Source organism: Lysinibacillus sp. FSL K6-3209, assembly GCF_037976175.1.
Classification (GTDB): domain Bacteria; phylum Bacillota; class Bacilli; order Bacillales_A; family Planococcaceae; genus Lysinibacillus; species Lysinibacillus sphaericus_D.
Map to the genome: position 1 here is coordinate 2,180,362 of NZ_CP150264.1, position 23,736 is coordinate 2,204,097.

21 protein-coding genes and 2 riboswitches are annotated in these 23,736 nt (G+C 37.4%); of the genes, 10 read left to right on the forward strand and 11 right to left on the reverse strand.

The annotated features are described in order from the left end of the window. Positions 1-220: 220 nt before the first annotated feature. Positions 221-1,570: an IS1182 family transposase gene (locus MHH88_RS10455; protein ID WP_339258423.1), complete on the forward strand. Its 1,350-nt coding sequence runs from the start codon at positions 221-223 to the stop codon at positions 1,568-1,570. Positions 1,571-1,725: 155 nt separating this feature from the next. Here MHH88_RS10455 and MHH88_RS10460 read toward each other — a convergent pair whose 3' ends face one another. After that, entirely contained in the window at positions 1,726-2,097 is a 372-nt protein-coding gene (locus MHH88_RS10460; RefSeq protein ID WP_024361792.1) for a nucleotide excision repair endonuclease, read from the reverse strand. A gap of 243 nt (positions 2,098-2,340) precedes the next feature. After that, positions 2,341-2,450, forward strand: a riboswitch (SAM riboswitch). A 101-nt stretch (positions 2,451-2,551) separates the two neighbouring features. Between MHH88_RS10460 and metA the strand changes: the two genes are divergently transcribed. Next, positions 2,552-3,487 carry a homoserine O-succinyltransferase gene (metA, locus tag MHH88_RS10465; RefSeq protein WP_069512658.1) on the forward strand — a complete coding sequence of 312 codons (936 nt, stop codon included), beginning with the start codon at positions 2,552-2,554 and terminating at the stop codon, positions 3,485-3,487. A 73-nt stretch (positions 3,488-3,560) separates the two neighbouring features. On the opposite strand, the gene MHH88_RS10470 is transcribed toward metA, so the two are convergent. From MHH88_RS10470 to plsY, 6 genes are all read right to left on the reverse strand, one after another. After that, complete coding sequence (locus MHH88_RS10470) at positions 3,561-4,697, reverse strand: endospore germination permease (protein ID WP_339262853.1); 1,137 nt, start codon at positions 4,695-4,697, stop codon at positions 3,561-3,563. A 24-nt stretch (positions 4,698-4,721) separates the two neighbouring features. Then, the gene (locus tag MHH88_RS10475) at positions 4,722-4,955 is read right to left on the reverse strand and encodes a hypothetical protein (protein WP_069512656.1); all 234 of its coding nucleotides are present in this window, start codon (positions 4,953-4,955) and stop codon (positions 4,722-4,724) included. A gap of 6 nt (positions 4,956-4,961) precedes the next feature. Continuing rightward, a complete protein-coding gene (locus MHH88_RS10480; RefSeq protein ID WP_339262855.1) occupies positions 4,962-6,158 on the reverse strand; it encodes a Ger(x)C family spore germination protein in 1,197 nt (398 codons plus the stop codon). Positions 6,159-6,179: 21 nt separating this feature from the next. Beyond that, positions 6,180-7,727, reverse strand: coding sequence for a spore germination protein (locus MHH88_RS10485; protein ID WP_339262856.1), 1,548 nt, complete (start codon positions 7,725-7,727; stop codon positions 6,180-6,182). A 145-nt stretch (positions 7,728-7,872) separates the two neighbouring features. After that, positions 7,873-8,163, reverse strand: coding sequence for a HesB/YadR/YfhF family protein (locus MHH88_RS10490; protein ID WP_069512653.1), 291 nt, complete (start codon positions 8,161-8,163; stop codon positions 7,873-7,875). Positions 8,164-8,182: 19 nt separating this feature from the next. Further along, positions 8,183-8,785: a glycerol-3-phosphate 1-O-acyltransferase PlsY gene (gene plsY / locus MHH88_RS10495; protein ID WP_103976644.1), complete on the reverse strand. Its 603-nt coding sequence runs from the start codon at positions 8,783-8,785 to the stop codon at positions 8,183-8,185. 657 nt (positions 8,786-9,442) lie between these two features. On the opposite strand from plsY, the gene parE reads away from it, so the two are divergent. From parE to MHH88_RS10530, 7 genes are all read left to right on the forward strand, one after another. Next, on the forward strand, positions 9,443-11,419 hold the full coding sequence (gene parE, locus MHH88_RS10500) for a DNA topoisomerase IV subunit B (protein WP_069512651.1): 1,977 nt from the start codon (positions 9,443-9,445) through the stop codon (positions 11,417-11,419). Next, positions 11,416-13,848, forward strand: a complete 2,433-nt coding sequence (gene parC, locus MHH88_RS10505; RefSeq protein WP_339262857.1) for a DNA topoisomerase IV subunit A — start codon at positions 11,416-11,418, stop codon at positions 13,846-13,848. The genes parE and parC overlap by 4 nt, the downstream gene beginning before the upstream one ends. Positions 13,849-13,999: 151 nt before the next feature. Further along, positions 14,000-14,111, forward strand: a riboswitch (TPP riboswitch). A gap of 199 nt (positions 14,112-14,310) precedes the next feature. Then, positions 14,311-15,309 (forward strand): ABC transporter substrate-binding protein, encoded by a 999-nt coding sequence (locus MHH88_RS10510; RefSeq protein WP_069512649.1) that lies wholly within the window; start codon positions 14,311-14,313, stop codon positions 15,307-15,309. Continuing rightward, entirely contained in the window at positions 15,310-15,603 is a 294-nt protein-coding gene (locus MHH88_RS10515; protein ID WP_069512648.1) for a thiamine-binding protein, read from the forward strand. Beyond that, a complete protein-coding gene (locus MHH88_RS10520) occupies positions 15,600-16,373 on the forward strand; it encodes an ABC transporter permease (protein WP_081327992.1) in 774 nt (257 codons plus the stop codon). The genes MHH88_RS10515 and MHH88_RS10520 overlap by 4 nt, the downstream gene beginning before the upstream one ends. Then, on the forward strand, positions 16,348-17,097 hold the full coding sequence (locus MHH88_RS10525; protein ID WP_339262858.1) for an ABC transporter ATP-binding protein: 750 nt from the start codon (positions 16,348-16,350) through the stop codon (positions 17,095-17,097). Before MHH88_RS10520 ends, MHH88_RS10525 begins: the two co-directional genes overlap by 26 nt. Further along, positions 17,087-17,836, forward strand: a complete 750-nt coding sequence (locus tag MHH88_RS10530; RefSeq protein WP_339263041.1) for a TatD family hydrolase — start codon at positions 17,087-17,089, stop codon at positions 17,834-17,836. Before MHH88_RS10525 ends, MHH88_RS10530 begins: the two co-directional genes overlap by 11 nt. A 309-nt stretch (positions 17,837-18,145) precedes the next feature. On the opposite strand, the gene MHH88_RS10535 is transcribed toward MHH88_RS10530, so the two are convergent. The 4 genes from MHH88_RS10535 to MHH88_RS10550 all read right to left on the reverse strand — a co-directional run bounded on the left by MHH88_RS10535 (position 18,146) and on the right by MHH88_RS10550 (position 22,373). Then, positions 18,146-19,690: a sodium/solute symporter gene (locus tag MHH88_RS10535; protein WP_069512646.1), complete on the reverse strand. Its 1,545-nt coding sequence runs from the start codon at positions 19,688-19,690 to the stop codon at positions 18,146-18,148. Then, positions 19,687-20,025: a DUF485 domain-containing protein gene (locus MHH88_RS10540; protein WP_339262859.1), complete on the reverse strand. Its 339-nt coding sequence runs from the start codon at positions 20,023-20,025 to the stop codon at positions 19,687-19,689. The genes MHH88_RS10535 and MHH88_RS10540 overlap by 4 nt, the downstream gene beginning before the upstream one ends. 458 nt (positions 20,026-20,483) lie before the next feature. Beyond that, positions 20,484-22,037: a cation acetate symporter gene (locus MHH88_RS10545; protein WP_107895337.1), complete on the reverse strand. Its 1,554-nt coding sequence runs from the start codon at positions 22,035-22,037 to the stop codon at positions 20,484-20,486. After that, positions 22,038-22,373, reverse strand: coding sequence for a DUF485 domain-containing protein (locus MHH88_RS10550; protein ID WP_069512644.1), 336 nt, complete (start codon positions 22,371-22,373; stop codon positions 22,038-22,040). It abuts the gene before it with no gap. A 559-nt stretch (positions 22,374-22,932) separates the two neighbouring features. On the opposite strand from MHH88_RS10550, the gene MHH88_RS10555 reads away from it, so the two are divergent. After that, positions 22,933-23,553, forward strand: a complete 621-nt coding sequence (locus MHH88_RS10555) for an SCO family protein (protein WP_339262861.1) — start codon at positions 22,933-22,935, stop codon at positions 23,551-23,553. Positions 23,554-23,736 lie beyond the last annotated feature (183 nt).

The window sequence follows — 23,736 nt, forward strand, 5'->3', positions numbered from 1 at the left end:
ATTTTAAAATAAAAATAGATGTCTACTCCCGTTGATTTCCGCTACGTTCGGGCGCTTTCCGCGGGCACATCGTAAGCCGCAACCCTCGCTAACGCGCGGTCTGTTGCGTCTTACGTACTGTGCGTTCCCGCAGGAGTCGCCCGCCCTTCGCTCCAATCAACTTGATATGAATTGCTATCAATCAACTATAAATAAAATAATCTATTTGAGGTGATGGAAAATGATGTCGAAAAATCAAATCAATGAACGTGAACAATTAGAAATATTGACAATTGACCAATTGGTGCCACAAGACCATTTAGTCCGAAAACTAGAGGCAGCGATTGATTTTTCGTTTATCTATCCATTAGTGGAAAACCTCTATTCATCTTTAGGGCGTCCAAGTATTGACCCTGTTGTTCTCTTTAAAATGACCTTTATTCAATATGTTTTCGGTATTCGCTCAATGCGTCAAACTATTAAAGAAATTGAAACGAACATGGCCTATCGTTGGTTTTTAGGATTTGGCTTCCATACAGAAGTTCCACACTTTTCTACCTTCGGTAAAAATTATGCGCGACGGTTTCAAGACACAGACGTGTTTGAACAAATTTTCTATCGTATTCTAAAAGAAATTCTGAAGAAGGGTCTCCTGCACGCGGACCATGTATTTATTGATTCCACGCATGTAAAGGCAAGCGCTAATAAGCGAAAGTATGATAAAAAAGTCGTTCGAAAAGAAACACGTGCTTATGAAGAGAAACTTCAACTGGAATTAAATATTGATCGTGAGGAACACGGAAAAAAGCCCTTCCCTCCAGAGAAATTTGAAAAAGACGAATGGAAAGAAATCAAGGAAAGTACGACAGACCCTGAGAGTGGTTATTATGTTAAGGATGAACGGACTAAGCAGTTTGCGTATTCATTTCATGCAGCGACAGATGAAAAAGGTTTTGTATTAGGTACGATTGTGACTCCAGGAAATGTGCACGACAGCTATGTATTGCAGCCACTTGTTGAAAAAATCATTGAAAAAGTGAAAAAGCCATTAGCGATTGCTGCGGATGCTGCTTATAAAACACCTGCCATCACTAACTTTTTATTAGAGAATCAAATGTTACCTGTTCTCCCTTATACACGTCCTAAAACAAAAGATGGTTTCTTTCGAAAGCATGAATATGTGTACGATGAGTACTATAATTGTTATCTTTGCCCACAAGGGCAGGTATTGAAATATACGACAACCACAAAGGAAGGGTATCGCCAATATAAATCGAATCCAACGATTTGTGCTAATTGCCCCTGGCTATCACAATGTACAGAAAGCAAGAATCATCAAAAACTTATTCAACGTCATATATGGGAAACATATATGGAAGAAGCTGAACATTTACGCCATTCATATGATATTAAACAAATTTATGCAAAGCGCAAAGAAACGATTGAACGTGTCTTTGCAGATGCAAAAGAAAAGCATGGTATGCGATGGACAAACTTAAGGGGTCTTAAAAAATTGTCCATGCAGGCGATGCTTACTTTTGCTGCCATGAACTTGAAAAAGCTTGCTACTTGGACATGGCAAGCTGCTTAAGGAGAGTAGATATGCTCATAGAGAATGGTCGACTTGGGAATGAAATCCAATTATTTACTATAAAAAATGACAAAAGGCATCAAGGTTAGAACTTCTTGATGCCTTTTGTCGACAATCTCAAACCGTTAGCATACATTATGCTAACGGTTTGAATCTTAATAAAATACTTTATCTAGATTATATTTTGCACGGAATGTGTTAATCGCATATGTTTCGTAAATTTCACGTTCCATTGGATCATCAATTTCATACACTTCGATTTTGAAAATTTCATCACGGTATTTTTTCATTGGTGATACATTATCTTCAAAATGCTTTTTAATACGTTGGCGAATTTTACGTGCTTTCCCTACAAATAATAGTTCATTTTTTTCATTATAAAATAAGAAAATGCCACCTTTTTCGCGAGTGATTTTATGGAAATCAATAAAACCGTGAAAAGGCGTAATTTCTACATCCCCTGGTTTTAACACTTGCTCACGTTGACGGATTACTAAGTCTGGTTTTGGGAGTTCAATTTTAATCAAAATATTCACGTTCCTCTCTGTTACTAAAGGTATATGTTAACATAATACCTCTATGATTGCCATTACGATTTATTGGTTCCATTAATTTTCGTATATGCCTTTTGGAATTGGCACTGGATGTCAAAAATATAACTTGATAGTAGTGTTTAACAATTCATAAGCTTCCATTCGTTTAAATACAAAATATTCTATGTATTATTGAAATTCTTAATTGTTCATGATACAATTCTTTTTAATTGAATAATCTTATCAAGAGAAGCTGAGGGATTTGGCCCTATGACGCTTCAGCAACCTCTAACATTGTTAGAAAGGTGCTAATTCCACCAAAGGATTTTTCCTTTGAGAGATAAGAGTGAACGTGATAATTATCCTTCTCATTCTTGCTCTTATGGAATGAGGGGGATTTTTTAATTTTACATAGAGAGAAAAAAATAAGAGAAAAGGGGACTACAATATGCCAATTAATATTCCGAAAAACTTACCAGCTGGAGAACATTTACGTGAGGAAAAAATATTCGTCATGGAAGAAGACCGTGCCAAAACACAACAAATTCGTCCGTTAAATATTTTAATATTTAATTTAATGCCGGAAAAAGAGAAAACAGAATTACAATTACTTCGATTACTTGGTAATACGCCGTTACAAGTCAATATAACATTTTTAAATACAGCAACACACGAGTCTAAAAATGTTAGTAAATCGCATTTACAACTCTTTTATTCAACATTTAATGAGATACGTCATCGTCGCTTTGACGGGATGATCATTACGGGTGCACCAGTGGAAAAAATGGCATTTGAAGAAGTGAATTATTGGGAAGAAATCTCGGAGATAATGGATTGGTCTGCTAAGAATGTCACGTCTGTCTTGCATATCTGTTGGGGTGCACAGGCTGCCTTATATCATCATTATGGAATCGGGAAATTTGAATTACCAGAAAAGTGTTCGGGTGTATATTCACATGTGATTACGGATTTAACGGTCGATTTAGTAAGAGGATTTAGTGACTTATTTACAGCACCACATTCTAGGTACACTTCTGTTTCAATTGATGAAGTACGCAATCACCCGGAATTACGGTTACTATCTTATTCAGAAGATGCAGGCGTTTTTATCGTGCAATCAAAAGATAATAAAAATATTATGATTACTGGACATTTAGAATACGATGCGACAACATTAGCCGATGAATACAGTCGCGATGTGGCAAAAGGAATTGATATTGCAGTGCCTGTTAACTATTTCCCGCATGATGACCCATCTAAAGAACCTATTAATACATGGCGAGCACATACCCATTTATTATTCTCCAACTGGCTAAACTACTATGTTTATCAAGAAACGCCGTATGAATGGGATTTTGTTGATGAAATTGAATACCATATCTAATTGGTTGCTTACCATTTGCTTTTGTGAAGATCTAAAAAATCCAATTTCTCAATAGAGAGAAATTGGATTTTTTTTACGGTGTTTCACTTGAATTTAATGTATTTTGGTCAGTTGCTGTTTTGCTTTTAATCTTTCGCATTTTTGCAATGACTAGTAATAATAGGGCTAACAAGACAGTAAATAACCCTGAATACAGCGGCCAAATTTTTTGATTGTAATTATTAGAATGCACAATATTCGGATGAACAATTTGAGACAGCGCAATCATGCACATTCCTAATGGCAAAATCAATGGTCGGGGATCTTTAATATTTAGTATTTGTGCTATACCTATTGCAGATGCATAAAAATAGAGAAAAGTTCGAATATAGATGGAGATAATCCACATGACAGCCATAACAACTTCAACACGTTGAAAAAAATTGCCTATAGAAATCCGTTGAGCCAGTGCATAGCTAGGAAATGTCTCAATGGAAGTATTCGTTGGACCAATAACGAGTGTTGATAGGGCTATAATGATTATTAAGACAATTCCTCCGCAAATCGTGCCGAAATAAAATCCCTTTTGTGCGGCTTTCGAGATATTGACAGCAGAGGGGAAAATCATAAGTAACATAACGAGCGGGAATGAAAAAATACTCATAAATTTAAGGATACCCGTTATTAATGATGGTGTCTTTGTTTCGAAAACGGGTTGAATATTTTCGATATTAATTTGTGGCGAAATACAAACAAGAAATACAAGAAATATAAATAAAAATATGGGAAATAGGATTTCTGCAGACCGTGCAAACACTTCAATGCCTAGAAACGATGCAAAAACAAGAATAATGGTAAATAATACAGCAAAGGACAAAGTAGGTGTCTCGGGCATTACTTCTGTTTGCATAAAGATGCCAATAAAATATAATAATTCACTAGCCGAAAAAAATGCGAGAGTGATAAACCCTAGAGAGGTCAAAGTTCCAAGAAATTTACCTAAAATTTTTCCATTTGCTTCGACAAACGTGAGATGCGGTGTTTGATTTCCAACGCTTGTATACAATTTTACGATTAAAAAGCTTAATAAGACGCCAATAGTTGCGCCAATCCATGCATCTTGATGAAGCTGCTTCGTAATGCTCGCTGGCACAATTAATATGGCCGTCCCAATAGAATGGAGAAAGGTAATGATTGTGAATTGTCTTGCACTAAGTAATTGTTTTTCCATTATGCACTACCCTTTCTGTCATTCTTATTGAAAAAATGATAATAATATTTTTCTAATAGGTGTAAAGATAAACGTAATGAAATTGAATGGGCTAGGGATATTTATTTTTAAACCAATGGCGATATTTAATGTTGCGCCTATAAACAATAAAATAGAAAAGGCGAATATTGTTTTTTTTTCGCCTTTTTTCAATAATGGAGGAATCATAATATAGGCAATAATCAACGAAATAAGTATGACGGTAATGCTAATAAACATCGTGGGTTACTCCTTTGAATTGTACAATAATGAGTTTTGAATTGTTCCTAATCCTTGGGTTGTGACCTGCACATCTATCGTAACTGGGACAGTAGGATAAATTGTTGACCATTCCTTATGAATCTTTTCCCACTTTTGCGGATCGCTGCGATGGAGTGCTTCGCCAAAGCCTAATAAATCGAGCTTATAATCTTTTTGTATGATAGCTAATGTTTTTTCTGTATGTTCTTTTATTTTTTCTGCTGTCTTTTTGTCAATCTGTTGAATGGTGTTGTTTTGGGTTAAATTAATGGCACAATTCACTTCACCAATATTTTGCGTAACTTCAATTTTAATGGTGATTTGCGGTGTCCCATTTTTGAAAGTCCCTTTAATTTTGGAGGACGAACTCGTAATTTCTGTTGATAACTCTCCACCTTTAGGGCATGCTAGAACTTCTATTGTACTTTTAATTTTATTATTCAAGTAATTAAAGTAAATACTGTCATCTTCTGATAATAACCCCACTAATTTATCCTCTTTAAAGATAGCGATGCCCGCATATTTTAAAACAACAGGTGTTTTAATTCTTTCTACATTGGTTTGGTCAATTCCTAATTGCAAATCTCCATGTATCTCAACTGCTGATAATACGGCACTTTTTTCTTTGCTACTAAGGGTGTTGAGCAATTCAGCTGTGCTAACAGATAAGGTTGAACCCCATGATTTTTCTGACACCTTAATCGAATTTAATAATTTATTGGCTGGCATTTTTTCAATAGGTGTTAATACATTCAGCACTTCTTTTGCAGCTGTTTTATGAGATACTACAAGATCAAAGTCGTTTCTAAATTCATGATCTCTCGCAATAAAATCTAGAGGTTCGTTTAAGCCCTCTTCTGCTAATCCTTCACCAATTACGACAATTTGCAAATGAGCAAAATAAGGTTTCCGTGGTGTTATTGTTGTCATTCTTCTAATGGCTTCAAACACACTTTTTCCCTTTGCATGGTAGGTAACAACGGGTGCGCGGCCACTAGATGGTTGCTTTGAGGAAATTTGACTCGGGTCTACTACTTGAATGGAAACTTCAAAATCCTCGTCTACTTTATCGATGCCTAGTGCAACGACGATTGCTAATTCGTTTAACTCCCGCTTACTCCAGCAACCACTCAATATTAAAGTGAGGATTAAGAATAACAAAATCATCTTTCTGTTTGACATGATGGATTCCTCATTTGCACTTTAATGTTTAGTTCTTTTTTCGTAATATTGTTGTTCTCGAACATTATTTTGTTGACTAACGAGTCGTGGTCTTGTAAATAACTTTCTACGTGGGAATAAGACCATCGCATCTTTTTGATCTTTCACAATTAATGGCCCGAATGGACTCATATAGGGAACACCAAAAGATCTTAAACTACATAAATGAAGAATAATCATCATAATGCCGAACATCACCCCAAATAAACCAAAAATCGCAGCTAATATCATAAGAGGGAAGCGCAGGACACGAATCGTGTTTGATAAGCCGTAAGAAGGAAACAGGAAGCTACAAATGGCTGTTAATGCCACGATAATGACCATCACTGCGGATACTACGCCCGCTTCTACGGCAGCTTGTCCGATTACTAACGTACCAACAATGGATACGGCTGGACCAATCGTTCTTGGCATTCGTAGACCTGCCTCACGCAATATTTCAAAGGCAACTTCCATAATTAGCGCTTCAACGACGGCGGGGAAGGGCACGCCTTCTCGCTGTGAAGCGATACTAATAAGCATCGGCGTCGGTAGCATTTCTTGATGAAAGGTCGTAATAGCCACATATAAAGAAGGCATAATTAATGCAAGCAAAATACCAAAAAAACGTAAAAGGCGGATTAGGGAACTAATAATCCAATTTTGGTAATAATCTTCTGCAGCTTGTAAAAAGGATGTAAATACGACAGGGACGGTTAACACTAGAGGTGTGCCATCCACTAATATTGCAATTCGACCTTCTAATAATTCACCGGCAATAACATCTGGGCGTTCTGTATTATAAATCATAGGAAATATGGAAAATTTCGAGTCCTGAATAAAATCCTCTAAATATCCAGTTTCTAATACGCCATCAATTTTAATTTTATCTAGGCGGTCAAGCACCTCTTGTACAATTTTGTCATTTGCTATGCCATTGATATACATAACAGCTACATCTGTTTGGGTTACCTCTCCTATGACCCGAGATTTTATCCAAAGATTAGGACTTTTTATTTTTCGACGAATGAGTGCTGTGTTTGTCCGTAATGTTTCCGTAAAAGACTCTCTGGGCCCTCTAATCACAGATTCTGTTTGTGGCTCGGTGACGGCTCGATCTTTTGCGCTTTTAGTATCTGTCGCAATTGCCACGGATTGCCCTTCTATGACAATGACGGTCTCACCATTTAAAATGGACGTAAATAACGCAGTAAAATCATAAAGATCTTTCACATCACCTACCGCTAAACATTGTTTTTTCATATAGTCGTTTATGTTGTCAATTGTATTTTCCGGTTCGTTGTCAATTTCAAACAGTAGATTTTCTAGTATAAAATCCGTAATTACCGTTTTGTCGGATATGCCATCAATGTTAATAATAGCGATGGCCAAACAATCAAGTTTGTCGATAATCATTTCACGAATAATCACATCATTACTATGACCAAGTGCTTCTTTGATGGTAAAAATATTTTCTGAAAGAGAAGTGTGCAGTAAATTCGTTGCTGGATTTTGCTGTTGGGAGGTATTGTTGTTTTTTGAAACGGGCATTTATATTCCTCCTCAGAGTATAGATTGACTAGTATGAGGATGGTCAATTTTGCGGATAGCTAAACCAAACCGAGAAAACTTAAGATGGTTTAGTCTTGAAATAAAAAAACAGTATTTCCTTTCAATAGAGAAAGGAAATACTGTGTTATTTTATATAGTCATACTTTAATTCGTGAAGTTGTTCGTCTACATCAACGTGTAAATTATAATCGTTAAAAAACCATAGATCTTTTTCGTCAATATAGTATGTGACATCGTCTACTACTGTTTGAACGCCTATCTCAATTGGTTCTTCACGTGTCATCCCTAGGGAAAAACCTTCATGAAAGGGACTTGAGCCGCCATATCTAGCGTAAAAGCGAATTGAATCACCTTTTTCGACTTCCATTTCATTTTTAAACCATTGTAAAGCTTGCGCTGTCAATGCGATATTCATGCGAGAACTCCTTTCATTTTTAAAGCCATTTAACTTTTGGCTCCGTGCCATTTTTAATGCGCGAAATATTTGCTCGGTGTCGATAAATGATAAAGGTAAATAAAAAGGCTACTAAAATCCCTAATGCAAAATCGCCTGTCACAAAAAAATAGATTATCGAATAGATTAATGCTACAAGTGCCGCAATCATTGATGTGAGGCTGACAATTTTCGTGAGCTTTAATGTTACGATAAAAGTGATGAATAGTAAAATAAATAAAGGCCAAGAATAGCCTAGGAGGACGCCCGCTGAAGTGGCAACCGCTTTACCGCCACGGAAACTTGCAAAGATAGGGAACATATGTCCAATGACCGCAACAAGCCCTAGAATAAGTGAGTGAATTGTGACATCAGCAAATACTGGTAGCATCACTAGTAACACGGCTGCTGTTCCTTTTAAAACATCCATCACCGTCACCACTAAACCCGCTTTTTTCCCTAATATACGGAAAGTATTGGTAGCCCCTAAATTGCCGCTACCATGCTCGCGAATATCTGTTTTGTAAAATATTTTGCCAATCCATAACCCGGAAGGTATAGAGCCGATAAGATAGGCACATAAAATAATAAGTCCGTTTAACATAGGTGGACTCCTTTCATCCAAATAATAACACTTGGTACTAATAGTTTGTAACAAGTATTTTACACTTTTTCTCTTTAATCTACAATGATATGAAGGAGATTTCATCATGAGCCTTGAATTCAATACAAAAGGAAATAGCACATCATGATTTCAAAAGTCACAGGCTTATAATAGCTTATGTACGGTTATTCGGAACTAGTATTGTATTAATACCTAAGCGCTTTCTTAAAATATAGGTAAAATGGCAATTTTGTCAATCACACATTCCTTTGGTAGAATAGAAGTCTATCTGTAATTTCTCTTGTGAAGCTATTAAAAATCATCACTCAACAAAAAAACGCCTACCACTGATGTTTTTGGTATGCTGGAGTGTTCAGTAATTAGAAGGCGTTCAATGCTCACTTAAGTGAAGATAGCGCCTCCTACAGTTGTTGTGGATTTTGTTTGGTAGTCAAGGCAGTAAGCTTAAAATATTTGCTGACATTCATGACAGTAGCCTACCCTTGATTGGTCTCTAAACATAGTTCATAGAAGCAATTACGTTGTAGCGAAATTAAAAATTATATATATCTGTCACTAGCTATTGACAGGAAATGCTATTATTATTAGGATGAGAACGTAATCAGAACATGCGTTTGTTTTTTGGAGGGGAATCTTTTGGCGAATAAACAGTCACCTAGCGTCTATAATGATGACGCAATTCAAGTATTAGAAGGATTAGAAGCGGTACGAAAGCGACCCGGCATGTATATCGGTTCCACAGATGGCAGAGGACTTCATCACCTTGTATATGAAATCGTAGATAATGCGGTGGATGAAGCACTTGCTGGCTTTGGTTCTCATATCATTGTCACAATTCATAAAGATCAAAGTTTAAGCGTTCGAGATTTTGGACGTGGAATGCCAACGGGTATGCATAAAATGGGCAAACCTACCCCTGAAATTATTTTCACAGTTTTACATGCAGGTGGTAAATTTGGACAAGGCGGCTATAAAACGAGTGGCGGCTTACACGGTGTTGGCTCGTCCGTTGTTAATGCCTTATCGACATTTTTAGAAGTGACGATTCATCGCGATGGGAAAAAATATAAACAGCGTTTTGAAAACGGCGGACATCCTGTGACGACTCTAGAAGAAATTGGTCAGACAAAGCAAACAGGAACACTTGTCCATTTCCTACCAGATGACACAATCTTCTCCGTCACTAAATTCAATTATGATACACTTGCAGAACGTTTACGTGAGTCTGCATTTTTATTAAAAGGATTAAAAATTGAGTTAATTGATCAACGCGAGGAAGGCAAAGGTGATGTTTTCTTTTACGAAAACGGCATTGAAGCTTTCGTTGCGTATTTGAATGAGGAAAAAGATGTCCTTCATCCTGTCAAATATGTAGAGGGCGAGCAAGACGATATCGAAGTTGAATTTGCCTTCCAATTCAACGATGGTTATTCAGAAACAATCTTATCGTTTGTAAATAACGTCCGTACACGTGATGGTGGGACACATGAAACCGGTGCAAAAGCTGCCTTGACACGAGTTTTCAATGAATATGCACGGAAAATAGGCTTACTAAAAGATAAAGATAAAAATCTAGAAGGGACAGATATTCGCGAAGGTTTAGCGGCAATCGTTTCTGTCCGTATTCCTGAACATTTATTACAATTTGAAGGGCAAACGAAAGGAAAGCTCGGTACAAGTGAAGCGCGTTCGGCAGTCGATAGCGTTGTCTCTGAGCAAATTTTATATGTGCTAGAAGAAAATGCCGAATTATCTGCATCGCTTGTTCGAAAAGCGATTCGTGCTCAACAAGTACGTGAAGCGGCGCGAAAAGCACGCGAAGATGCTCGTAACGGGAAGAAAAGTAAAAAAGGAAGTACCATTCTTTCAGGAAAGCTAACACCTGCACAATCTCGTAATGCTGCGAAAAACGAATTATATTTAGTCGAAGGTGATTCTGCTGGCGGTTCAGCGAAACAAGGGCGAGATCGTACGTTTCAGGCGATTTTACCATTGCGCGGTAAAGTCATTAATACCGAAAAAGCGAAGCTCCAAGATATTATGAAAAATGAGGAAATTTCCACGATTATTCATGCTATTGGTGCTGGAGTCGGAGCGGAGTTCTCAGTAGAAGATTCAGCCTACGATAAAGTGGTCATTATGACCGATGCTGATACGGATGGCGCACATATTCAGGTGCTACTATTAACATTCTTCTATCGTTATATGCGCCCATTAATTGAGGCTGGCAAAGTATTTATTGCGTTGCCACCACTTTATAAAGTATCTAAGGGTGTAGGGAAAAAAGAGGTCATTGAATATGCTTGGACCGAAAATGATTTACAAAAAGCCATTAAAAAAGTGGGGAAAGGCTATATCCTACAACGTTATAAAGGACTTGGTGAGATGAATGCTGACCAACTATGGGATACAACGATGAACCCAGAGACACGTACATTAATTCGTGTCACGATTGAGGATGGAGCACGTGCTGAGCGTCGCGTGACAACGTTAATGGGCGATAAGGTAGAACCGCGCCGTAAATGGATCGAAGCAAATGTTAACTTCGGCATGGAGGATGATTCGAATATTTTAGACAATGAATTCATCCAACAAGAGGAGGACCAAGCATGAGTAGTACGGAAAAGTTTCAAGATTTACCATTAGAAGAAGTAATGGGCGACCGGTTTGGTCGTTATAGTAAATATATTATTCAAGACCGAGCGTTGCCAGATGCGCGCGACGGTCTTAAACCTGTACAGCGACGTATTTTATTTGCAATGTATACGGAAGGCAATACGAATGATAAACCGTTCCGTAAGTCTGCCAAAACTGTCGGAAATGTAATCGGTAACTACCATCCACATGGTGATAGTTCGGTATATGAAGCGATGGTGCGAATGAGTCAAGATTGGAAAGCGCGCCATATGCTGATAGAAATGCACGGAAATAATGGTTCTGTTGATGGAGATCCACCTGCTGCGATGCGTTATACAGAAGCAAGATTGTCAGCAATTGCAGCTGAAATGCTACGTGATATCGGTAAAAAGACAGTGGAATTTGTACCGAATTTTGATGATCAAGATATGGAGCCAACGGTATTGCCTGCTCGCTTCCCGAATTTACTTGTCAACGGGTCGACAGGGATATCCGCCGGTTATGCCACAGATATTCCTCCACATGCACTTGATGAGGTGTTAGATGCCGTTTTAATGCGTTTAGATCAACCGAATGCTTCTGTCGATGAGCTTATGACGGTGATTAAAGGTCCTGACTTCCCAACAGGAGGGATTATTCAAGGTGTCGATGGTATTAAAAAGGCTTATGAAACAGGACGCGGTAAAATTATTGTTCGTGCTCAAGCAGCCATAGAACCATTAAAAGGCGGGAAAGAACAAATCGTTATAACGGAATTACCGTATGATGTAAATAAGGCGAATCTTGTAAAGAAAATTGATGAACAACGCGTCGATAAACGACTGGAAGGCATTGCGGAAATTCGAGATGAATCCGATCGTACGGGTTTACGTGTCGTGATTGAGTTGAAAAAAGACGTGCCAGCACAGGGCATTTTAAATTACTTATTTAAAACTACTGATTTGCAAGTAGCCTATAACTTTAATATGATTGCGATCCATAATCGTCGTCCAACGATGATGACATTGCCGCTGCTACTTGATGCGTACATAGCCCATCAAAAAGAAGTGGTGACAAACCGCTCCATTTATGATTTACAAAAGGCTAAAGACCGTTCTCATATTGTTGATGGCTTGATTAAAGCGCTGTCGATTTTAGATGAAGTAATTGCAACAATTCGGTCATCGAATGATAAGCGCGACGCAAAAACAAATTTACAGGTGAAATTTGACTTTACTGAAGTACAATCTGAGGCGATTGTGAGCTTACAATTATACCGTTTAACGAATACGGATATTACAGAGCTACGTCGTGAACAAGATGAGTTAAATGCATTGATTGCGAAGCTAGAAGGTATTTTGCATAGTGGAGCGAAACTTATTCGTGTCATTAAACAAGAATTACTTGATATAAAGAAACGTTTTTCTGAACCGCGCCGTTCGAAAATCGAACAAGAGATTGAAGAAATTAAAATTACGTTAGACGTGCTTGTTCCGAGTGAAGATGTGGTGGTCACAGTGACAAAAGATGGTTATATTAAGCGCACATCTACACGTTCGCATGCCGCATCTAATGGACAAGATTTTGCCATGAAAGACTCCGATTATTTACTGTATGAGGCAACGTTAAATACCCAGCATCATCTATTGTTGTTCACCAATCGTGGGAATTATATTTATCAGCCTGTACATGAATTGCCAGATATTCGTTGGAAAGATCTTGGACAGCATATCTCAAGTATTGTGCCAACAGGGGAAGATGAAACGATTCTTGCAGTCTATGGTTTTGATTCCTTTGAACAGCCAAACACCTATATTTTAACGGCTACAAAGGAAGGTCAAATTAAACGCTCGCCACTGCCAGATTATGCAGTGACACGTTATTCGAAGCCGATTAAGACGATGAATGTTAAATCAGGTGATGAAATGATAATGGCGGATATTGTATCAGACGAGGCAGAGTTGTTATTGATTACCGATACAGCCTACGCTATCCGCTTCCCAATTGAAGAGCTTCCTGTCACAGGTGTTAAAACGGGTGGCGTGAAAGGCATCACGTTAAAAGATGGGGAAGTACTTGCTGGTGTAACAATATTAAAGCCGTCTGATACAGAGTATGTTGTGATTGTTACCCAACGAGGCGCTGTGAAGAAGATGAATGTCGCTGAAGTCGATATGGCAAGTAGAGCAAAACGTGGTTTAAAAGTGTTAACTGAATTAAAAGCCAATCCACATCGTGTAGTTGCGGTAGTAAAGGCAAGCGATGAGGAACAAGTCATTGTTGAAACAGAAAAAGGTGTGCAAGAAATCATTGATGTCAAAGGTTTAACGCGCGCAGATCGTCATTCGAATGGTTCCTTTAAAATAGATATTGCTACAGATGGTTCCATTTCTCATGTAATGAAAATGAAAAAAGAAGAGGAATAATTCATTAGCCCATGTTCTTTTATAGAACTGGGCTTTTTTTCATCCAGCGGCTCCATGGGAAAATAAATTACCAAAGGAAGGGGGATTAAAAAATACGAGCTTGTCATTTGAAGATACATAGGGGTATAATAATCAACGAAAAGTTCATAAGTTAAGAATGTAGGGGGGCTGGAAGTTGCCAGCTGAGATTGCGTCCGTTCAGATGCTGACCCTTTGAACCTGATTTGGCTCGTACCAGCGTAGGGAACATCTATTCAAAAATATTCGTACACTATTTTTTGATACCGTTTGCAAACGCCTGGGATAATTCCTAGGCGTTTTTTGTTTAAGGATGATCATTAACCTTAAGCATATAGAAAACAATTAGAATGGCCTGCAAACGGATTAAAACAGCATACGCTTTTCTTCTGGTGAAACATTCAATCATGAACACTTTCAAATTACTTGCTAGGAGGATATAGCATGAAAAAATGGTTATTCATTATGGTTGCTGCACTATTGACATTAGTTGGGTGTAGCGAAAAAGGGGACAAAAAAGAGGAAGCTAGTTCAGAGAAAAAAGTATCCGTTGTACTGGACTGGACACCTAATACGAATCATACGGGGCTTTATGTGGCGCAAAAGCTTGGCTATTTTAAAGAGCAAGGCTTAGACGTAGAGATTATTTTACCAGGTGATGCAGGTGCTGATCAGCTTGTGGCGTCTGGGAAAGCAGAGTTTGGTGTAAGCATCCAAGAAGGCATTACGCAAGCTCGTGTACAAGGTGTGCCGCTCGTTTCGATTGCGGCAATTATTCAGCATAATACTTCAGGCTTTGCATCACTTGCTTCAAAAGGCATTACATCACCAAAAGATTATGAAGGAAAAACCTATGGTGGCTGGGGTGCTCCAGTGGAACAAGCGGTTTTACAGTCATTGATGAAAGCAGACAATGCTGATATCAATAAATTAGATATCGTCAATGCGGGAGATATCGACTTTTTCACAATGATGCAAAAGGATATTGACTTTGCGTGGATTTATTATGCTTGGACAGGTATTGAGGCAGAGCTTCGTGGGGAAAAGTTAAATATGCAGTATTTAACCGACTATAGTGAGCAGCTCGATTATTATACACCTGTATTGGCAACGAATGAAAAGATGATAAAGGATAATCCTGATGTCGTAAAGGCATTTGTTGCGGCAACTACAAAAGGCTATGAATATGCGATAGCGCATCCAAGTGAAGCGGCTGATATTTTACTTGAAGCAGTACCTGATTTGGATAAAGAGCTTGTGCATAAAAGTCAGGAATGGTTAGCGGGTAAATATCAAGACGATGCGGCGCAATGGGGAGAACAAAAGTTAGCAGTTTGGGAAAACTATGCGGACTGGATGACAAAGAATAACGTTTTAGAAGGCGACTTTAATGCACAACAAGCATTTACTAACGATTTCTTACCAAAGAAAGGAGCGAAATAAATGGCGAATTCATTAATTAGTGTACAAATCATACCTAAAACAGAAAAATATGAGGATGTGATCCCATTTGTAGATGCGGCGATTGCTGTGATTGATGCTTCTGGTGTGCACTATGAGGTGCATCCACTGGAAACAACAATGGAGGGTGAATTATCCACTTTGTTACAAATTATAGAACAGATGAATAAAAAGATGATTGACTTAGGCGCTATCAATGTTATTACACAAGTGAAAATTTTATATCAGCCAGCCGGCATTACGATGGGGACATTGACGGAGAAATATCGAGGGTGAAACAGGTAATTATGAAAGGAAGGTCGATTATTTTTATCGCCTTCCTCTTATTCATATGGGAACTTATTATACGAATAGCTGATATCCCACATTGGCTATTGCCAGCGCCAAGTGCCATTATGATTGAAGGTATTGAATCGTTTTCAACGTTTAGTCCCCATGTTTGGGCCACGATTCAACTAGCATTACTAGGGCTGGCGATTGGTGTGATTTGTGGCTTAAGCGTTGCGGTATTTTTACATCGCTCATCAACAATAAGAGCGTTTGTTTATCCGATTCTCATTGTGTCTCAAAATGTGCCGGTACTCGTTTTAGCGCCATTATTAATTATTTGGTTTGGCTTCGGCTTGTTACCCAAGCTGATTATTATTTGTCTCGTTTGCTTCTTTCCAATCGTTATCGCAGCGATGGATGGGTTTAGGCAAACCTCTGCTGAGCTCAAACATTATTTTGCAATGATTGGTGCTACGAAAGGGCAAACATTTTGGAAATTAGAATGGCCTTATGCTTATCCATCCATCTTTTCCGGTATTAAGATTGCGGCGACCTATAGTGTGATGGGAGCGGTCATAGCAGAATGGCTTGGTGCAAAAAAGGGAATTGGTGTTTATATGACGCTCGCACAATCATCGTTTCGAACGGATCGCGTCTTTGTAGCGATATTTGCGATTGTCTTATTAAGTTTATTGTTATTTAGTGTGATTCGTTTTGTAGAAAAGCTTGTTGTAAAGGGGAGGGGCGCACATGCTGAACATTCAAGACATATCTAAGTCCTTTGGCTCGCTTGAAGTGGTGTATAATTTATCCTTTACAGTACAGGAAGGTGAATTTGTGGCAATTATTGGCCCTTCAGGTAGCGGCAAAAGCACACTCTTTCAATTGATAGGAGGAATAACGCCTGTCGATCACGGCGCTATTTTGTTAGATGGAGACAATATTCAACGAAAAACGGGCATCATTGGCTATATGCCCCAACAACCTTGCTTATTACCGTGGCGGACGATATTAGAAAATGTCATGATTGTTGAAGAATTGCAGCGTCGTCCGAATAAAGAGCTTGCCAAAGCGTGGCTAGAAAAGGTTGGTCTTGCTTCTTTTGAAAATGCTTATCCGCATGCATTATCAGGAGGTATGCAACAACGTGTATCATTTTTGCGCGCTATCGTCAGTGGGAAACCGATACTATGCTTAGATGAACCTTTTTCAGCGCTCGATGAGTTTACAAGATTAGAAATGCAGGCATGGCTGTTATCTATTTGGGAGGAACATAAAAAATCTATTCTATTCGTGACACATAGTATTGAAGAAGCGCTATTTTTAGCGGATCGCATTATTGTATTAACGAAACGTCCAGCGACGGTTAAGGAAGAAATCATTGTGCCGTTTGCACGACCACGTTGCGAGGAAATTCGCCATTCCACTCAATTTACACAGTTAAAACAACAACTTTTTCAGTATTTAAAGGAAGAAAAGGACGATGCATATGTTGATTGATGCACATATTCATTTAGATCAGTATCAAGAAGAAGAAGTCCCTTTGCTACTTGATGAGGCGCAAACGGTTATAGCGGTCAGTATGGACTTACATTCTTGTGAGAAAACGCTGAAGTTATCGAGAGCCTATGCGAAGGTCAAGGCAGCGTATGGTTTTCATCCTGAACAGTCGTTGCCTAATGATAGGGAGAAAGAAGCTTTATTTGATTGGATACGACAGCATGCTAGTGAGATGATTGCTGTTGGAGAGGTTGGTTTACCTTATTATCGAAAACAAACGCATATATTGGATGAGCGCCCTTATATTGCGTTATTAGAACAATTTATTTTGTTAGCGCAAGAACTTCATAAACCGATAGTGTTACATGCTGTTTATGAGGATGCACTAATCGCTTGTGATTTACTTGAGAAACATGGTGTAAAGAAAGCTCATTTTCATTGGTTCAAGGGAAGTGAAGAGGCAATTGTGCGCATGATACATAATGGTTATTATATTTCCATTACGCCTGATTGTGTTTATGAAGCGGAAATACAAGATTTGATTTCAAAGTATCCATTGGAACTGATGATGGTGGAAACGGATGGACCTTGGCCATTTGAAGGACCTTTTGACAAGGCTCGAACTTCGCCGTCTATGATGGCTAAAAGTATCGAAGTCATTGCAACGCTTAAAGGTATAACAACGCAAGAAGCGGCCAATACCGTGACACGAAACACAAAATTATTTTACGATTTATAAAGAAACGACAAAAACAGCCACATTTAGAGCGAGTAATCGTCTCCGTGTGGCTGTTTCCTATGTTTTGTTCTATTGTGTTCTAATGTAGCATGCTTCGTTTTTGTCACGCGTTCATGCGTACTAAAAGGGGCCGTTTGACGTTTTTTCTCAACATCCTTACCTTGCGTCCGTTTTAAATGCATACGTTTCTTTTTAGCTTTAGATAGTGCTATGCTAATCCCTCCATTTCACATTACCAATATATTACCGAAAAGAGGGAGAAAAGTAAAACCCCGTAAGCATAAAGTTTACGGGGTTTTAGTGATAGTATTAGTGAGATACGTCTTGAACTGAAATACCAGTATTTGCTTTTACATCAACTTCACGATATTTCGCTTCATCAGTTTCTTTAGAAAGTAACGTTCCGATGAAACCACCTAAGAAACCAAGTGGTACAGAAATTATTGCAGGATTCGTTAACATAATTAACGGATTACCTACGAAGATTGCTTTACCTTCAACTGGATTCCAAACGTTTGGAGATACAGCTACAAGTATTAAAGCAGAAATTAAACCTGTTAACATCGCTGTTACTGCACCAGCCGTATTAAAGCGTTTCCAATAAATTGTGTAAATAATTACTGGTAAGTTTGCCGAACCAGCAATACAGAATGCTAGTGATACTAAGAACGCAACGTTTAATGTTTGTGCACCAAGTGCAAGAAGGATTGATACTATAGAGATTGTAATAGAACCGATACGAGCAGCAAGTACTTGCTCTTTTTCTGTAACCTTACCTTTTTTAATAATTTGACCATAAATATCATGTGATAGGGCAGATGCACCTGAAAGTACAAGACCTGCTACTACCGCTAAGATTGTTGCGAATGCTACTGCACAAACGAATGAGAACAGAATGTCGCCACCAAGTGCTTCTGCAAGAAGTGGAGCAGCCATGTTACCAGCCGCGTTTGCAGCGATAATGTCTTCTTTACCAACGAATGCAGCAGCACCGAAGCCTAAGAAGATTGTTAATACATAGAATAGACCTACAATCCAAGTAGCCCAAATAACTGAAGAACGAGCTGTTTTTGCATCTTTTACTGTGAAGAAACGCATTAAGATATGTGGAAGACCTGCAGTACCTAATACAAGGGCAATTAAAACTGAAATTGTATCAATACCGTTTGTATACTTAAGTCCAGGATTTAAGTATGCCGCACCGCTGTCAGTAGCAGTAGACATTTCTGTAAACATTGTTGAAATACTGAAGCCAAACTCTTTTAATACTAAGAACGAAATAATGACAGTACCTAACATTAATAGACAAGCTTTAATAATTTGTACCCAAGAAGTTGCAGTCATACCACCGAATAAAACATAAGTAGTCATCATAACACCAACGATTAATACTGCAACCCAATAGTCAATTCCTAAAAGTAATTGAATAAGTGCGCCTGCACCAACTAGTTGTGCAATCATGTAGAATAATACAATTGTAATGGTACTTAGAGCTGCTGTACCACGAACTTTAGAATTATTAAAACGTGCTGTAATCATGTCAGCTAATGTAAATTTACCAAGGTTACGTAATGGCTCAGCTACGATATATAGCACCACTAAGTAAGCTACTAAATAACCGATAGAGAAGAAGAATCCATCAAATCCGAATAATGCAACGGCACCAGCAATCCCTAGGAAAGAAGCTGCTGATAAGTAGTCACCAGCGATAGCTAGTCCATTTTGCCAGCCTGTTAAACCACCGCCTGCAGTGTAGAAATCACTTGCAGAAGAAGTACGTTTAGATGCCCACCATGTAATAATTAATGTAAGACCAACAATTGCTACGAAGAAAAATATTGCGATAAAGCTCATAGGCGGCCACCCCCGTTTTCATATTCAGCTATAATTGCTTTTGCTTCTTTGTCATAGCTATTTGCTTTCGCAACATATAGATGACATAAACTCCAAGTCATGATGAATAATCCTGCTGCGTAAATCCATACCCAAGTGACTTCCCCAATAGCCTTTTGGTGTAGGATTGTTGTGTAAGATGTAAGAATAGGTAGCAACATGTAAGCTGCTAAAAAGAATACAGTGATTGACCATAGAAAGGTATTCTTTTTTCTTACAAGTGCTTTAAACGATTCTTGTTTTGCAATTGCATCATAATCAATAACAATGCTTTTGCTTGCTTGATTGTTCGCCATAAACATTCCCCATTTTGTGTTTATTTTTACTGCTTAAATACTATTTTTTGCTACTTTAGTGAATTCACATCTTAATTTTATGAGACAGTTCACGAAATTGCAATACATTTCAGAAAAATTATGTAAAAAAAATTTTCTGAAAAATAGACTTTAAACAGAAAATACATGACAAAGCCTAGAAATTAAAGGGTTTTCGAATATTCAGATAAATTTATAAGCCGATGGTATTACTAGCTTCTTGACAAAAAAACAGTTGTATTAACCGAGAAAAAATACGTTTTTTCCAGAAAAAATAAACACTATTTCTCTAGTGAAAATTGGTTATTTTCTTATTTTTGGAAAAAGAATAGTATTGTTCGATAAGTAAAATGTTTAATTTTTTATAATAAAAAAAGAAAAAACCCGACCGAAGTCGAGTCTTTTTTTGCTATGAAAAAGGTCATTAAAATCTCAAGTGATTAATGAGAAATATCTGAAACGGATACCCCTGTATTTGCTTTTACACGGATCTCTTTGTAAATACGATCCGCCTCTGCTTGAGATACTTTGTTAGTAGAAAGAACAGAACCTAAGTACCCAGCAATAAAGCCAAGAGGAATCGTGATAATTGCTGGAACTGCAAGTGGCACTAGTGGATTTCCAACAAAAATTGCTGCACCTTCAACTGGACTCCAAACGTTTGGACCCATAGCACCTAGAACTAAACATGAAACTAAGCCTGTTACCATGGCAGTTACCGCACCAGTTGAATTGAACTTTTTCCAGTAAATTGTATATAAAATAACAGGTAGGTTGGCAGAAGCCCCGATACAGAATGCAAATGATACTAAGAATGAAACGTTTAAACTTTGTGCAAATAATGCAAGGATAATCGATACAATGGCAATTGAAATTGAGCCTGTACGAGCAGCTAAAACTTGTTGCTTTTCAGTTAATTTACCATTTTTAATAATCTCACCATAAATATCATGAGAAATTGCAGATGCACCTGTTAATACTAGTCCTGAAACTACCGCTAAGATTGTTGCAAATGCAACCGCACAAATAAATGACATCAGCACATCGCCACCAAGGAATTCAGCCAATAGTGGAGCAGCCGTATTTCCAGCTTTACTTTCAGCGATGATTTTATCAAGCCCTACAAAGTGCATAGCACCAAAACCTAAGAAAATTGTTAATGAGAAGAAAATAGCTGTAATCCAAGTTGTCCAAGAAATAGAAGCACGAGCTGTTTTAGCATCTTTAACAGTAAAGAAGCGCATTAGGATATGTGGTAAACCTGACGTACCTAATACTAGTGCCATCATCATTGAAACAGAGTCAATTGAACTTGAGTATTTCATACCTGGCACTAAAAACTTATCGCCGTGATCAGATGAAATCGTATCAAACATTTTCACTAAAGAGAAATCGAATTTTATTAATACCAATGTTGCTAATAAACCTGTCCCAAATAGTAAAAGTCCAGCTTTAATAATTTGAACCCATGAAGTAGCCGTCATACCACCAAATAATACATAAGTAGTCATCATAACGCCTACAATTAACACCGCAACCCAATACTCAATACCAAATAATAATTTAATAAGAGCACCAGCACCTACTAATTGAGCAATCATATAAAGAATAACGATAATAATTGTGCCTGTAGCAGCTACTCCACGAATACGTTTTTCATTAAAGCGAGCTGTTAACATATCGGCTAATGTATAGCGTCCTAAATTACGCATTGGTTCCGCAATGACATATAGTAAAACTAAGTTCGCAACAACATAACCTACTGAGAAGAAGAAACCATCAAAACCAGTTAATGCGATAGCACCTGAAACCCCTAGAAATGCAGCCGCTGATAAGTAGTCACCAGCAATCGCAAAGCCGTTTTGCCATCCTTTTAATCCACCACCGGCAGTATAGAAATCACTGGCAGAAGAAGTACGCTTCGCAGCGATATACGTAACGATTAATGTTAAACCTACGATTCCTAAGAAGAATCCTACTGATACTAAATTCATTTATTTTCCACCTTTCGCTTGATACTCTGCAAGAACTGCAGCTGCAGCTTTATCGAATGAAGAAGCTTTTTTTACATATACTGTACAAAGAACAATTGTCATGATGAAAAGTCCTGCTGAGTAAATCCAAACGCCCGTAATACTACCAACAACTTTTTGTTGTAGTACAGGCTGAAAAGCAAGGATTGGTAGTAAAATATAAAGAATTAAAAAACCTGCTGTGATCGAAAAAAGGAAAGTATTTTTCTTTTTTACGAAGTTGTTGAACGATTCCATAGCTTCAATTGCATTATAGTCAACTGATTGTACGTTTTTGTTCTCAGTAATGTTAGCCATTATTATTCCCCCTAAAGTTATATATTGCTGTTTAAAACGACATATTTCTTTTTGTCTCGTCGTTATATTCACTTATTTTATGAGGAAGAATCCTATAATGCAATACTAAAATTTTAGTTTTTCAAATTTTTAGTCAAATTTAGATAGTCGAAATAAAGTAGAAATAATAAGGATTTAATAGAAATTATCTGTATGAAAGAGAACACGTTTTACTATTGAAATAGTATTGTTGAAATAGCTTATTGATAATAATTTCGAATGTAAAAGAAAAAATGAACTTGAAAGAGAATTTTAGCGTTTTCCTTATTTTTCTATAAAATAGGGTATGTAAATGAATAGCAAAAAAACCTTGTTATATAACAATTATATGATGTCTTGGGAAATAAGAAATTTAGTAAAAAAATGCTGAAAAAATTTTTAAAAAAACTTTTACCAAGATGGTATAAAATGGTTTAAAAGTTACCAAAAACATACAAATAAAGGAGTTTGACATAAAGAAGGAAATGATTCAAGACCATTATCTTGTATTTGTAATCTATAATTTATACAATAAAAAACGATGATAAGTTGGAGGGAAGTGTACACTTTGTTAAGAAGGAAATGGATCTTACTAGTTGGATTACTAGTAATAAGTAGTTTATTAACTGCTTGCGGTAGTTATAAATTTGAACCTGAAATGAGTATTGACGTACAAGATTTTTCTTTTACCAATCAAAACAATGAGCAAGTGAACCTTGAGAGCTTTAAAGGAAAGCCTTGGCTAGCCATGTTCATATTTACAAATTGCAATTCGATTTGTCCGCCAATGACATATAATATGACAGATGTGCAAAAGTCATTAGAAGATGAAGGCGTAAAGGACTATCAAATCGTAGCATTTAGCGTAGATCCAGAAGTTGACACACCGGATGTATTAAAAAATTATTTAAAAACGTACACGGTTGTTGATGATAGCAAATGGCAGCTGCTGACTGGGTATAAGCAAGTATATATAGAGCAATTTGCTAGAAAATCATTTAATTCATTAGTAAAAAATGATCCGAATTCTGATCAAGTAGTACATATGTCGAGCTTTTATTTAGTGAATGCTGACGGTGTTGTCGTAAAAGATTATGATGGCACGACAGATGTACCGGTTGAAACAATCGTAGCAGATATGAAAGCATTGTCTAAAAACTAAATACAACGCAAAATAAACTCAGTTGATTAAACGATTAGCTGAGTTTATTTTTTTCATTCCTGTCTCACTATCATAAGTATACTTAATTATGAAACATAACTTCCTATAATTTATATTATGTAAACTAAAATTATTTGGAGTGAGGAGGGCTTGGATACGTCAACTACCCATCTATATGCATAG